Origin of the sequence: Plantactinospora endophytica (assembly GCF_016862915.1) — a bacterium.
Classification (GTDB): domain Bacteria; phylum Actinomycetota; class Actinomycetes; order Mycobacteriales; family Micromonosporaceae; genus Plantactinospora; species Plantactinospora endophytica.
This window is the reverse complement of sequence record NZ_BONW01000062.1, coordinates 1-12,474: the sequence shown is the minus strand read 5'-3', so window position 1 is coordinate 12,474 and position 12,474 is coordinate 1. Positions and strand designations below refer to the sequence as shown.

Genomic DNA, 12,474 nt, shown 5'->3' with positions numbered 1-12,474 from the left:
GTGCGCACTCGATCAAACGGCCTTGTCCAGCTGTTCGAGCCATTGGCGCACTGCCGCGAGGTCGGTGTCGGTCAGTCCCAGATACGGGTCAACGCGGTGCAGCAGCGCCGGCTGTGGGTGGTGTGCGGCCACCCATCGTTGGTCGGCGTCGGTGGTTTCGTCGTCGAGCCAGACGAACGGACGTCCTGCCGCCCACCGGACCAAGGGTGCGGTCTTCCAGTGCACGCCGCGTGGTGGTTCCTCGTCGGGGTCGGGCCAGTCGACGACGGGAGAAGCGGGAAGGTCGAGCCGGGGCGCGACGACCTCGTTCGCCTCGGCCATCCAGGTGCTCGCCCAGACTAGGTCCCCTGGTAGGGCGAGCAGACGGTGGCCGTCGTCGGGTCGAGACGATCCAGTAGGGGATTGCCGAAACGGTCGGAAGCGTGTCCCGCACCGCTACCCAAACGGCGGTCGGCGCCGCCGGCTGGACGGAATCGGAACGGGATGAGCACACCGTCGATGTCGACAAAGATCAACGCTTCGGCCGTCAGTCCGAGGTCCGGATCTGCTCCAGGTACGTCAGAGGCTCCCGGCGGAACTCCATGAGCTCCCGCAGCGCGTCCTTCTCCGCCGTGGTGATCACAACGTCCTCCTCCGACAGTGCGCCGACGAGCTCCGGGATCGCCAGGTCCCAGGCCCCGGCGTCTCCGGATTCCAAGACGATCGGCCGGTACTTCGGGCTGATCTTGGGTGCGAGCTGGTCGGTGATCCGGCGGCTGAGCCGGTAGAAATCGTTGACTTCCATGGGTCTCCGGTGGGTTCGGTGGTTAGGCCGGCGGGTTGGTGGTGACGCCCTCGCCGCTGAGCGGGAAGCCGCCGGAGATGCTGCCGTCCTTGCCCAGGGTAACGACGCACCGTAGCCAAGATCAGCCACTACGCCCCCAACAAGCCATCACCAAGCCTTGAAACGGATCTCCTGCCGGAGTACTAGCGGCTCGGTGCTCCGCCATCAGACCATCCTGACGACCTGGACGGCCCGGCGGAGGCTCAGTGGGGCCCTGCCACCCGATGCTGGCAGGATGACCAAGTGCGTCGAATCACGGGGACGCAATACATTCGACGAGCGCCGCGTCAATGTGAAATGGCGTAAGCCACAGTAGTCGAGTGCGGTTTGCAGAGTTCCCAGGGTTGGGCTATTGTTCGATTGCCGCCGCCGGAGGTAGCGGCAATGCGATCCGGGCGGCATGGGTCCCGGTGGAGCGATGAAGCGATGAACTCGTTTTCGCACCACCCCGGGAATCGATATGCCAAGTCGCTACGGTCGCCAGCCTGGACTCGACATTCTCAACGAAGAGTGTCGAAATCTCGCTGCCGTCGCGCGAGTAACAGGCGAGAAGTACGCACACGCCTCCAAATCCCTGCTGGGTAAGCATCGACCTCGACCCGAGTTCGTTCAGAAGCTCTCCGAGCTGTTGAAGCGTGAGCCTGAGGAACTGTGGACGTCGGAGATCCTGGCCGAGCCGTTCAGGCCGCGTGTCCGGGGCAGGAAGTGACCCCGGCGGAGGAGGCTCGCATCCGCGAGGCCGCGCTCGCGCGCGGACGTACTGAGCGGCGCGAGCAGGGCATTCCGGAGCAGTTCACCGATGAGGTGATGACGGCGGAACTCGCCGTCCTCCTCGGCCACCCGACAAAGACCAAACCCCGCCCTCGCACCGCTGCTGTAGTCGAGGACGGGGCTTTCGGGGGTCGCAGCGAAAACAACGGGGAAGAGAGAAGCCGTCGTGCTGCCTGAAAAATCGTACCAAAATCAACATCTAATGCAAACTCGGCAGCCGTTCCGGTCGTTATTCCGGAGGTGGCGTGATGGCTTCCGTGCGCTTTACGGGCGGCATCTCCCCGGCGGCGCGGGCGTGGATCTGCTCCGAACTCGGCCGGTACACAATTCCGCTGGTGCCAAACACTAAGCGACCGGCGATCAAGAACTGGCCGGACCGGGCAACGCTCGACCGGGAACAGCTTATGCGCTGGTTCCTCGGCGCACGGACGCCGTATGAGGTCGGCATTGTGACCGGGCCCAAGTCCGGCATCTGGGTGCTGGACATCGACGTCAAGTGGTGCAACGGGTTCGCAACGCTGCGGGATCTGTTCCACCGGCACGGCGCACGCCAGGTACCGAAGACCTTTCGTGCCGGGTCGCCGAGCGGCGGCCAGCAGTGGTACTTCAGCTATCCCGCAGACGGTCGAAAGATCGCCAACGACACGTCACGGCCTGGCCGTTTAGGTGCGCTGGGCGCCGGTCTGGACGTCCGGGGTTGGCACGGCCAGGTGGTCGCACCGGACGCGCCGGGTCGGCCGATCCTGGACGACTCGCCGCCGTCGGAGACGCCGGACTGGCTGCTGGAGCTGGTCACCGCCAGCGAGCGCGAGTCGGCCAGGATGCCGGTGATCACGAGCAGCGACATGGCCGTCAGGGTCGCGGATTCGATCGCCGACGAGCTGGCCGCCGTCGTGCGGGGCGGTCGCAACGACCAGCTCAACCGGGCGGCGTTCCAGGTCGGGTTGATCGGTGCGCAGGGCGTCCTCGACGAGGCCGAGGCACGGAGTGCGCTGTACCGGTCGTGCGTGCAGAACCGGCTGATCGAGGACGACGGGCCGGAGAGCTTCGAGGCAACGTTCACATCCGGCTGGTCCGCCGGACTGACCAGCGGGGGCAAGGCATGACCGAGGATGTGGGAACGGATGAGCTGACCTTTGACGATCTCGCGGAGGCAGCACCAGAGCCCGTTGAGGTTCCTCAGGACAACGGGGAGTCCGGTATCGGTCTCGGCACCCCCACCGAGCGGCTGGCCCGGATCTGGGGGTGGAGCCCCGAGTTCTTTCGGGACACGGAGGGCGGCAACGGCGACCGGCTGGCGGCCCGGTTCGGGGACCGGCTGCTGTGCGAGGCGGACGAGCGGACCCGGACGTACTACGTCGCGGACCGGAACAACCTGTGGCGACGCGACCGGACGGGAATCGCGAACCGGATGGCGGACGCGATCATCGAGGACATGTTCCGGCGGGCGCACGAGCTCGACCCCGATCCGACCAAGGTCGACAACCTGACCGACGACGAGAGACGGGGGCGGAGCCTGCGGACGTACGTACAACGGGCGGACACGCTCAAGGCGCGACGAAACATGGCCGCGCTCGCCGTGGACAAGTACGGGCTGCGGATCATTGCCGACGAGTACTTTGACCAGGATCCCCGACTGCTGTCCTGCGGTAACGAGGTGGTCGAGCTGCGTGATGACGGGATTCGCGTCCGGCGACGTGAGCTGGGTGACCGCTGTCTCCTGGCGACCAAGGTCGGGTACCAACCGGAAATCCTGGACAGCCCGCCGGAGCTGATCCGACAGTTCCTGCGAGAGTTCCTTCCGGAGGAGGACCGTCCCCGGCTGCTGTTCAAGCTGTTCGGTCACGCGCTGCGGGGAGGCAACCCGCACCGGCTGTTCGTGATCCTCCGGGGCGGTACGACATCCGGCAAGACGCAGCTCGTGGTCGCGCTGATCCACGCGCTGGGCGGCTACGTCGGCGCCACCCAGGCGACGATCTTCCGGGGGAACCAGGATGACAAGCCACGGCCCGACATCATCCGGATGTATCCGAGGCGGATAGCGTTTCTGGCCGAGGCGTCGAAGCAGACCTGGACGCTACATGCGGCCCGGATCAAGCAGTTCACGGGCGGCGACAAGGACCCCCAGCGAGGCATGCGCTCGAACGACTTCAACGACGTCGCGCCGCAGTGCATGCCCGTCGTCTACACCAACGAGATGCCGAAGATCATCGGTCTGGACCCGCCCACGAGACGGCGCATCATCATCCCGACGATGGACCACACGATCCCGAAGGACCGGGAGGACGTGACCATCAAGGAGCGCTTCGTCAAAGATCCGGACGTCCACGCGTGGCTGCTGGCCGCGCTGATCCAGGGGTACGTCGACGCCGCGACGCGGGGGATGGACGACGTGTTCGCGGAGTTCCCGCTGAGCACGAACGAGGCCATTGAGGGGATGTACCACCTCAGTGACTTCCTGAGCTGGCTCCAGGAGGGGGAGGACCCGCGCCTGACCCGGGTGCCCGAGGCGGAGTGGAAGGTGCACGGAGGCAAGAGCACGCTGGTGGGGAAGGACGAGCTGTACCGGGCCTACACAGGCTGGGTCGACTCGATGGGCAGCCGGTACGACAAGTTGGAGAAGCTCTCACTCCGGGACTTCAACGCCCAGCTCAAGGAGAACCACGGCTTCGAGGAGACGCACTCGGGCAAGCCGCGGTGGGCCGGCTACCGGTTGCGTAAGGTCAACATCGGGGAGCTGCGACCGGTATCGGTCTTGAATCCCAATTAGTCCTCATTCCAACCTCGCCTCCAACCTCGTTCCAATTCCCATATGGGTAAAATCGGACAACGGCAACATATGGGATTTGGAACGATTAGAGGCCGAGTTGGAAGGTGGTTGGAAAGTGGTTTTTCCAACTTCTGATCTTGTGTTTATCGAGGTCAACGCCGGTATTGATTGATGATTGGAACTTTGGAACAAGGAAATGGTGGTTGGGGAAGTACGCGCGCTGGTATACGTCTACGCGTGCGTACTTCCTCAACTAGCGACTCGACCTTCCATTCCAAATCCGGTTAGCAAGATCGGCAGTGTGGTTGGTCGCACCGAACTCACGCGCTCGAAAGGTGACTGAGGGTGAAGATGTACCCCGCTCCGGCAGGACTCGTCGCACGCTTCCGGCACATCTCGACGGATCCCCAAGGCACGAAGCATGTGCACTACGAAACCCAGCAGGTCTACGGCTTCGACGAGGACGGCAGCCCGCTGGTGGTCGGCCAGACCAAGCAGGCCACGGTCGAGGGCGTGACGGTGCGGGAGGGGCGGGGGAAGTTGGTGCCGGCCGACACCTACGCGAACTACGTCGACCTGGTGGAAAGTGGCGAGTCGCCGATCGTCGCGGTGGTGCCTGGCGGCGGCTGGCTGCACCGCTACACCTTCGAGGGTGAAGACGGTAGGAAGTACACAGGTGACACACCAGTGGTTGCCTGGGTGTTCAGGGCCGACGGCGACGTGAACGCGATGGTAAGCGACGGCGACGGTCTGGTTGAGAGAGGCGAGGAAGAGATCCATCATCCTGATCACCCGTGGACGGTCACCGGGTGAGCTGGCCGGAATGTGCCAATCTCGCGCGGTCGAGATATTAGGTGGCCGAACGTAGCGCACCGAACGTGCCTGACGCGTTCTATCTCTTGGGTCGACGCACCGGGCGCGGCCCAGACCGAGGTGGAGGAACGATGGGCAAGTCGGCGGACCTGACGAGGCTCGTGTTCGAGTGTGGTGGCTGCAAGCGGGACGTGTCGGGCTCGAAGCGCGCCGTGATCCACATCAACCACGGCGAGATCAACCGGGCTGAGCGGGAGGAACGCGAGTGGAACGAGCGCCATCCACCGGACTCCCCCACGGGCATTACGGCGGCCGAGCTGGCGGACGTGCCGGCTCCGGCGCTGTGGTGGGTGCACTGCGACGACTGCAACCCGCACAGGGCGGACGACGGGACCATGTGCAACGGCTGCTACTGGTTTGAGCTGAGCAGGTGCCAGACGACGGTGGACCTGCTCCACTGGACCGCGCACCTGATGGAGAAGGAGTGGCTCAAGGCCACGGACTGGAACAAGTTGCTCCGCGACTCCATCAAGCCGTTCCACGTCAACCCGTAGCGGTGAGTTAGTCCGAACGTGCACACCGGCGCGCATCTGCTCATACGAGCGGGTGCGCGCCGGCGCTAGCCTCTCAGGACTCGGCGGTCGGGTTGCTCGGGATCAGGGGCAGCGAATGTCCCGGGTACTCCGAGGTCCGCTCTGATGGCGTTCAGCAACTCGACCTCAGCCTCGTCGTACTCGAACTCCATCAACTCCGGGTCGTATCCTGGGCGGTGGCTGTAGCGGCCGAGAGAGGCGGCGCGGTCGTACGCCTTCCTGGCGGCGAGCGGAACGGTACCCGACCCGTAGAGATCCATGAGCTGGAGTTGACCGCTGGCCTCCCTATGGAAGGTTTGCGGGAGCCCATGGGGATTTCTTTGGTGAGCATGCTCCGACGCCACCTCAACCATCGCCTTTAAAGCGATGTAGAAGTCTGCGTAGTTCTTCCTGCGCTGCTCGAACGTCCTGGCCCTGTCCTCGCGGGCCCACAGCTGGGCCTCGTGCTCCCGCTCACGCTTCCAGACCTTGTCTCCCCGCGTGTCAGCCCGCCACTGGGTCCAGAGAACACCGGCGATGCCGAGGGCTGCGGCCACGAGAGGAACCCAGATGGGGGTTTGCATCAGCCCATCCTCTTCGCGCGGGTCAACCCAGGCGCACGTGCTGGAGCGGAGAGCCGCCGCGTGGAACGCGTCGGCCTTCCTGCGACATCAGGTTCGCCTGGTCGTAGTTGATGTCGAAGCTGTCCTGCGGCACCGATCACGGAACCGGTACGGCCATCCACCCCGGGTGCCCCTCCCAGCGCACCCACAGCTCGCCCGGCTTCGTGGCGTTGAGCATGGGGGAGAGTAGGATCTTGACAGAGGCGTTCGGCGGCAGCTCGGCCACTGGGAAGTCGCCTCTGAACACGCACTTGATGCGGGACCGGTCGACCTCGACGTTGCGCGCCGTGTCCGTTCCGATGTTGCGCAGTCGGTAGCCCTGGTTCTGCTGGTGCTCGACCCACCAGGCCACGTACGGAGGCTTTGGCCCCGTCAGCGACTCCGTCACCAGCTCCGTCTTGGTGGTCGAGCTGGAGCGGGCCGCGCTCTCCTCGGCGAGCTTGAGCGCGGCCTCGGCGAGTTCGACCTGACGCTCGGCGGCGGCCGCCTGGCGCACCGCGGCCTGAGCCGAGATCTTCGCAGACTCGGCCGACTCGGTAGAGGCATCGGCCGATCTCGTAGAAGCCTCGGCCGACATCCTGGAGTGCCTCAACGCCCGCAGGGCGATGGCGCCGGCGCCCAGTGAGATGACGGCCGCAATCCAGGCTGGCGGATCGGCCCAGTCGAGGGTGCTCCAATCGATCGTCACCGGCCGAGTATGCCGCCGACCGGCAGGTCGAGCTGTGTCGTGATCCTGACTCGGATTCCGGTCCGGCAAAACGGAAGTCTCGCTTAAACGGTATTTACACAATAATTATTCCCAAATTATTATAGATACATGCAGATGGATCAGCAGCCCCGACGGGGCCGAACGACCGTGGACGACGGCCGTGTGCTCGTTGCCCTGGGAGTTCGAGTTCGACCGGACGCGCTGTCCGCGCTGAAGGTCCACGCACAGGAGCAGCACCGACCGGTGGCCCACCTGCTGGGCGAGATGGTCGAGCAGCGGTACAGCGAGAAGGAGAAGTGAAGTGAGCGTCGAAGAACTGCGAGACGAGCGTGACGCCAACGTCGAGCTGGCGAAGTTCTACCTGAGGGAAGCCCGCGCGTGGGTCGAGGACTAAGAGGAAGCGGGAGCGGTCCAGGAGTCCGAACTCGCCCAAGGCGACGTGAACCTGGACCGCGTGGCGAAGTTCGCCGCGATCGCAAACGCGTTCGCGCAGACCGCTCTCGCGGTACACGGGCAGTTGGAGATGCAGATCGAGACTGACCGGACACTCAGCCGTCAGGCGGGGTATCGACAGATTTAGGCAGTCAGTCGTGCAGTTCACCGGGGTCGAGCTGCACGGCGAGAGAGAGGAGCTATCAATGATCGTCAAGGTTGTTCGTCCACGAGAGGTCCAGATATATCGGTGCGACGGGCCGAACTGCGACAACGAGTGCGACTCGGCATTCCCCGACATGTCGGCGGACAGCCTGTACACCGAGGGAACCGTCAGTCAGGGATGCGGCTGGATCCCGCTGCCGACCACGCGGACGAGCCACGACTACCGCGAGGCCAACACCACGGTACGCGGATTCCCGCGCTCCGAGCCGCTGTACTTCTGCTCCTGGCGATGCGTCGCCCTCTGGGCGCGGAACAGAGGCTGCGAGGCGGGCGAGTTCGACTGCTCGGTCACTGCGCAGGCAGCGGCGTAGCCGTCGGTACCCGATCAGCAACAGAACTAGGTATTCGCGCGCATCAGACACCAGCGGAAAGAAGGCGACCCACCGTGCGAGAAGACACCCTCGGCCCAGCGGTCTCACGCGCTCTGCGTCCCGACCGAACACCCGGCGGAAGTCGACCGATCCATCACAACAGCCCGATCCCGCACGACGGCTCGTTCCCGCCGTACGACCCGCCCGGGAGAACGCACGGCCGCCTGGGTTGGCTCACCGCTCTAGTCCTGGGTGGAACGCTGCTCCTGGTCACGGTGCTGGGCGTCGGGTGGTTCGTGGCCGGCCCGGAGCCGGCCGACGCCGTAGCCCCGGCGGCACCAGCCTCATCGAGCGCACCCGTAGAGACCGCCGTGTCGGTTACCTCGGCCGGCGCCGGGACGAGGCCGACGCTCGTCCTGAAGGTCACGGGATCGAGGAACCGGAAGGCGACGATCGCCGTGACGGTCGGCGGTGTCGGCGGAACCACGACCAGCGGGGAGCACCGGATCCCCTGGACCAAGACGATCCCGGAGAGCGCCGACACCGAGGCGTACCTCGGACTGACCGTTGTCAGCGACGAGACGCCGCAGGAGTTGACCTGCTCGATCGAGCGCCGGGACGGCGGCCAGGTCGAGCTGCTGAAGACGGCTACAACGGAGGTCGCGGCCTTCGCCATGGCGTCGTGCGACGTGTTTTGACCCAGGCGATCCGCGCCGAATTCTCGCGGAGGGAAACTGATGGCTAAGGACTGGTCGGTGAACGACGCCACCGAGGCCGAGATCGCCGAGTTGCGGGAGCGTCACCGTCGGGGTGAGGAGCTGACCGTCGGGGAGCTGGGCAAGCTCGACTTTCAGCGAATACTCGACGTGCACATCGAAGACTGGACACCGAGTGGGAGCAGGTCAGCTCGGCGGACTGAATCTCGGATACAAATGTATCCAAGATCGAGAGGGTCGGTGCCTCGGTGCCGGCCCCTCGGGGTTGATCAAGCTGCCCGTGAGCGAGTCTTGACCGACTGTGCTACACCTGTCTCCGGCGCGGACGGAGGCAGGCAGTGGACTATGACGACAGCCGCGAGGCGCAGCGGGAGATGCTGCTAAATAAGCTGCTTTTCGATGGGTTCAGTGTCGGGATGGCACATCGGATGGCGGACATCCTCGCCGAGGAAGTGTCTCCTGCTGACCCCCTGCTCACCCGTATCGCAAAGGTACAAGGCCACCTCAAGGACATCGCCGACCTGCTGCCCGCGCTGGAGGCGGAGCTGAGGGTCCGGCAGACGGCCTTCGAGGAGCTGCGCGTCAAGGCCGAGCAGACCGAGCGCTACGCGGCCCTGCACAAGGACCACGCCGACGCCGTGCAGAAGCTCGTGGACGAGAACCGGAAGACGGCGCTGACCGAGGCGACCGAGGCCATCGCCAGCGAGTTCGTGAAGGAACTCGCGAAGACCTCGCGGGACGGCAAGAAGCAGCAGGTGCGGTATTTTCTGCTCGGTCTGCTCGGGTCGGTGCCGCTCGGCGTCGCGGGCAACTTCGTGTTCGAGTGGCTGGCCTAGTGTGGGAGTGGCTTGAGCGTTTGTCCTGGATGGCCGCAGTTCTTGGTCTCCCGCTTGCCCTCTGGACAGTGTTTCGTGGGCGGAGGCCGCGACGTTCGAACGGAGAGCGGAACCCGTGCGCCACTCGTATCGCCGAGGCGCAGGGGGATCTTCAGTCCTTGACCCGGCGGCTTCTCGTGATCGAGGCTGAACTAGAGGCAAGCGTACTAGCTGCCGAGCGCCGCCTTGCGTTGATCGCTGAAGTGCGAACCGAGATCGAGAGTCAAGAGCAATTCGCTCTGCGCCTCGCAGAGCAAGAGAGACGGACACGGCATCTCCATCAGAGTGTCGCTGGGTATCCTCACGCCGAAATTCCCGACAGCCCACGTCGTCGGTGGAGTGACGTTGTGATCGAGGTAGTCAGTCTCTTGATCCCAAGATCCGTACGGTACACCTATATGGCTACCTACTGGATCGATTACATATAATGCCTCTTGTTCGCCTCGCGCTACCTCGTCATTCTCTCGCGCGCGCCGGGATCGGCGTCGTCGGACGAGTGCGTCGGATTGGAGGCCAACGGCTCAGATGCCATTTCGGGGCGCGAGTTAGTCGTCGTTGTACCAATAGCTCGGTTGGTATAATCATTTGTGAGCGTATCAACCGATCTGGGCGTAGTCCGGCCCCGCGCCGTGGGCTACACCCGGGTATCCACCGAGGACCAGCGGAACCGTCCTGAGGACGACCGGGCGCGGGTCACCGCGGCCTGCGTCGCCTACGGGTAGGACCTAGTCGAGTTCATCCAGGACATCGACGTCTCCGGCAAGACCGCGCTCGCCGACCGGGAGCACGGCCGCCGGATCGACGACCTGATCGACGCCCGGCACAACCCCTGGGCCGACATCATCATCGTGACCAACCTCGACCGGCTCACGCGTGAGTCCGAGGACGGCATGACGCTGATCCGGCGGATGATCCCGACCGGCCGCCGGAACCCCGTCCGGCTGCTGTCCCTGGACGACCACATAGACCTGACCACGGCCATGGGTCGGTTCTTCGCGAGGCTGCGGGTGCTCCTGGGTGAGTTCGAGCGCGAGCTGATCGGGGAGCGGACCGGCAACACGCTCAAGCACAAGCGGCGAACCGGCCAGGTCTACGCGCGCGAGCCGTACGGCTGGGACCACGACGGCGACGGCCACCTCATCGAGAACGAGGCTGAGCAGCGGGTTCTCGACCAGATGCGCGAGTGGCGAGCCGAGGGCGTCAACGACAACGCGATCGCGACCCGCCTCAACGACCAGGGAATCCTGGGCAAGCGCGGTGGGCGCTGGCAAGCTAACACGGTCTATCGGATCCTCAAGAACGCCGACGAGATCGGTGCGGCGTCGAGCTGAAGGGGCGAGTCGTCGTGACCAGCGAGACGCACAGGTACTGCGGTGATCCCATCAATCACGCCCGAGTCGGGATCCACGCGGACTTCATCGGCAAGCTGCGGCGGCGCCGAGCGGAGCACCCCGACATGACGCTGGACGACGCGATGGCCTGGCTGGAGAGCGAGCGTGAGCGGCTCAACGAGGAGCACCGGAGCCACATCGACTGTCCGGGTATGCCGTGACGCCTCCGGCGGTCGGCCGGTGGGTTTTACCGACTACCTGATTGGATGAGCTTAAAGACGATCAGTTGACAGAGTCTGGTCGCCAGTCATCGGCGGACGTAGCCTGTATCGATGGTCATTGCGGATTAAGCGGAATGCGTACGTCGCCTCCCGGATTTGCGGCTGGATCGTGTTCTTGCGCCACAGTCCATGGAGCCGGTGGTCAGATACCACTTATCTGACGGAACAGTAAGCGCGCTGGACGAGCAGTTACAGCCCATCCAGCGGCTGTCCTTGGACGTGCCACCCACAGCAGAACTTCTTGCCGCAAGTCCGGACCTGGCGACCGTCGTCGTGACCGACACCCGTCGGGTCATCATCATGGCGGCAGGCCGACCAATCCCGGTCGAGATTGCGGCAGCCGATTCCGCGACGTTTCTACCGGACGGCCGCCTGCTGGTCACCGCGCCGATGCTCGAACGGCAGACGTACAAAGGCCGCGAGTACGACACCAAGGGCGAGCATCTGGTATTGCTGGTGGATCTAGGCTCGGGACATGTCCTGGACCAGGCCGTTCTGGATGCGGTGGACGCCAGTGTGACCACCGTGCCTCATCCGCACGACGGATCGTTAGTCGTGGATGCAGCCATGGGTCAGGATGGCGCTTTGATCTATGTCGTGCGGGTGCTGGACGACAGGCTCAAGGTGACGCTTGTCGCCGAGAATGTGATCGCGGCGAGCTTCGCACCGTCCGGAGATCGCCTGCTGCTCACGCCGCACCCCAGCTTCGATAACCAGATATCCGTCCTCGAATGGCCCAGCCGGCGTCCCCTTGCTCGGCTCCACGCGGACGATATGGAAACTGAAGGTCTCGCATTTTTCTTGTACGGATGTTTCCTGAGCGACCGGCGGGTACTCCTTATGACCTACGAACACGGGCTGTTGCTGTGCGCCGGCGAGCTCAATCCTGTGGGGTGGATCAGTCTGAATCCGCCCTTTCAGGCAGGGGACGTGGAGGTGTCGACAATGCACGGCGTCGCAGAGGCCGTCTTCGGTGTTGCAGAGGCCGTCTTCGGTGTTGCAGAAGACGTGTTCGCTGCCGACATCCGGGATGGGAAGTCCCTCTCTTGGACCCTTTGGCGAATCCCGCCTTCGAGAGTTGATGCAGACTGAGACGTATCGGGCGCCCGTTGTCACGGAACCCGGATCGACTGCTGGCCGCGGTGTCCCCGGCCTCGCAGCCCACGCGTGGCGCCTTACCCGGAGCCCTTCACGACGCACTCTATTCGGCAGTTCCGGACGG

Annotated in this window: 15 protein-coding genes and 1 pseudogene; 11 read left to right on the top strand and 5 right to left on the bottom strand. The window is 64.7% G+C overall.

What is annotated here, in order from left to right; all coding sequences use genetic code 11:
- Nucleotides 1–12: 12 nt before the first annotated feature.
- The 3 genes and pseudogenes from Pen02_RS41065 to Pen02_RS41055 all read right to left on the bottom strand — a co-directional run bounded on the left by Pen02_RS41065 (nt 13) and on the right by Pen02_RS41055 (nt 1,663).
- Nucleotides 13–515: pseudogene (locus Pen02_RS41065) on the bottom strand (HAD domain-containing protein).
- An 11-nt stretch (nt 516–526) separates the two neighbouring features.
- Complete coding sequence (locus Pen02_RS41060) at nt 527–784, bottom strand: hypothetical protein (protein WP_203871624.1); 258 nt, start codon at nt 782–784, stop codon at nt 527–529.
- Nucleotides 785–1,432: 648 nt separating this feature from the next.
- The gene (locus tag Pen02_RS41055) at nt 1,433–1,663 is read right to left on the bottom strand and encodes a hypothetical protein (protein WP_203871623.1); all 231 of its coding nucleotides are present in this window, start codon (nt 1,661–1,663) and stop codon (nt 1,433–1,435) included.
- A 179-nt stretch (nt 1,664–1,842) separates the two neighbouring features.
- Between Pen02_RS41055 and Pen02_RS41050 the strand changes: the two genes are divergently transcribed.
- The 4 genes from Pen02_RS41050 (at nt 1,843) to Pen02_RS41035 (ending at nt 5,731) form a co-directional block, all read left to right on the top strand.
- Nucleotides 1,843–2,700, top strand: a complete 858-nt coding sequence (locus Pen02_RS41050) for a bifunctional DNA primase/polymerase (protein ID WP_275413681.1) — start codon at nt 1,843–1,845, stop codon at nt 2,698–2,700.
- Nucleotides 2,697–4,364: a hypothetical protein gene (locus tag Pen02_RS41045; RefSeq protein WP_203871621.1), complete on the top strand. Its 1,668-nt coding sequence runs from the start codon at nt 2,697–2,699 to the stop codon at nt 4,362–4,364. Before Pen02_RS41050 ends, Pen02_RS41045 begins: the two co-directional genes overlap by 4 nt.
- 345 nt (nt 4,365–4,709) lie before the next feature.
- The gene (locus Pen02_RS41040) at nt 4,710–5,177 is read left to right on the top strand and encodes a hypothetical protein (protein WP_203871620.1); all 468 of its coding nucleotides are present in this window, start codon (nt 4,710–4,712) and stop codon (nt 5,175–5,177) included.
- 131 nt (nt 5,178–5,308) lie between these two features.
- Nucleotides 5,309–5,731, top strand: coding sequence for a hypothetical protein (locus Pen02_RS41035; protein ID WP_203871619.1), 423 nt, complete (start codon nt 5,309–5,311; stop codon nt 5,729–5,731).
- 65 nt (nt 5,732–5,796) lie between these two features.
- Here Pen02_RS41035 and Pen02_RS41030 read toward each other — a convergent pair whose 3' ends face one another.
- Together Pen02_RS41030 and Pen02_RS41025 are read right to left on the bottom strand one after the other, a co-directional pair.
- Complete coding sequence (locus Pen02_RS41030) at nt 5,797–6,333, bottom strand: hypothetical protein (protein ID WP_203871618.1); 537 nt, start codon at nt 6,331–6,333, stop codon at nt 5,797–5,799.
- Between the two features lie 136 nt (nt 6,334–6,469).
- Nucleotides 6,470–7,060: a hypothetical protein gene (locus tag Pen02_RS41025; protein ID WP_203871617.1), complete on the bottom strand. Its 591-nt coding sequence runs from the start codon at nt 7,058–7,060 to the stop codon at nt 6,470–6,472.
- 129 nt (nt 7,061–7,189) lie between these two features.
- Between Pen02_RS41025 and Pen02_RS41020 the strand changes: the two genes are divergently transcribed.
- The 7 genes from Pen02_RS41020 to Pen02_RS40990 all read left to right on the top strand — a co-directional run bounded on the left by Pen02_RS41020 (nt 7,190) and on the right by Pen02_RS40990 (nt 12,344).
- Entirely contained in the window at nt 7,190–7,381 is a 192-nt protein-coding gene (locus tag Pen02_RS41020; protein WP_203871616.1) for a hypothetical protein, read from the top strand.
- 290 nt (nt 7,382–7,671) lie between these two features.
- Nucleotides 7,672–8,049 (top strand): hypothetical protein, encoded by a 378-nt coding sequence (locus Pen02_RS41015; protein WP_203871615.1) that lies wholly within the window; start codon nt 7,672–7,674, stop codon nt 8,047–8,049.
- Between the two features lie 458 nt (nt 8,050–8,507).
- The gene (locus Pen02_RS41010; protein WP_203871614.1) at nt 8,508–8,747 is read left to right on the top strand and encodes a hypothetical protein; all 240 of its coding nucleotides are present in this window, start codon (nt 8,508–8,510) and stop codon (nt 8,745–8,747) included.
- 356 nt (nt 8,748–9,103) lie between these two features.
- The gene (locus Pen02_RS41005) at nt 9,104–9,601 is read left to right on the top strand and encodes a hypothetical protein (protein WP_203871613.1); all 498 of its coding nucleotides are present in this window, start codon (nt 9,104–9,106) and stop codon (nt 9,599–9,601) included.
- 776 nt (nt 9,602–10,377) lie between these two features.
- Nucleotides 10,378–10,971 (top strand): recombinase family protein, encoded by a 594-nt coding sequence (locus tag Pen02_RS41000; protein WP_275413682.1) that lies wholly within the window; start codon nt 10,378–10,380, stop codon nt 10,969–10,971.
- 14 nt (nt 10,972–10,985) lie between these two features.
- Nucleotides 10,986–11,192, top strand: a complete 207-nt coding sequence (locus Pen02_RS40995; RefSeq protein ID WP_203871611.1) for a hypothetical protein — start codon at nt 10,986–10,988, stop codon at nt 11,190–11,192.
- Between the two features lie 189 nt (nt 11,193–11,381).
- Nucleotides 11,382–12,344, top strand: coding sequence for a WD40 repeat domain-containing protein (locus Pen02_RS40990; protein ID WP_203871610.1), 963 nt, complete (start codon nt 11,382–11,384; stop codon nt 12,342–12,344).
- Nucleotides 12,345–12,474 lie beyond the last annotated feature (130 nt).

Bases quoted from the DNA above. Each gene is read 5' to 3' on its own strand.
- Pen02_RS41060 (WP_203871624.1), bottom strand. From the start codon at position 784: ATGGAAGTCAACGATTTCTACCGGCTCAGCCGCCGGATCACCGACCAG.
- Pen02_RS41050 (WP_275413681.1), top strand. From the start codon at position 1,843: ATGGCTTCCGTGCGCTTTACGGGCGGCATCTCCCCGGCGGCGCGGGCG.
- Pen02_RS41045 (WP_203871621.1), top strand. From the start codon at position 2,697: ATGACCGAGGATGTGGGAACGGATGAGCTGACCTTTGACGATCTCGCG.
- Pen02_RS41035 (WP_203871619.1), top strand. From the start codon at position 5,309: ATGGGCAAGTCGGCGGACCTGACGAGGCTCGTGTTCGAGTGTGGTGGC.
- Pen02_RS41030 (WP_203871618.1), bottom strand. From the start codon at position 6,333: ATGCAAACCCCCATCTGGGTTCCTCTCGTGGCCGCAGCCCTCGGCATC.
- Pen02_RS41020 (WP_203871616.1), top strand. From the start codon at position 7,190: ATGCAGATGGATCAGCAGCCCCGACGGGGCCGAACGACCGTGGACGAC.
- Pen02_RS40990 (WP_203871610.1), top strand. From the start codon at position 11,382: ATGGAGCCGGTGGTCAGATACCACTTATCTGACGGAACAGTAAGCGCG.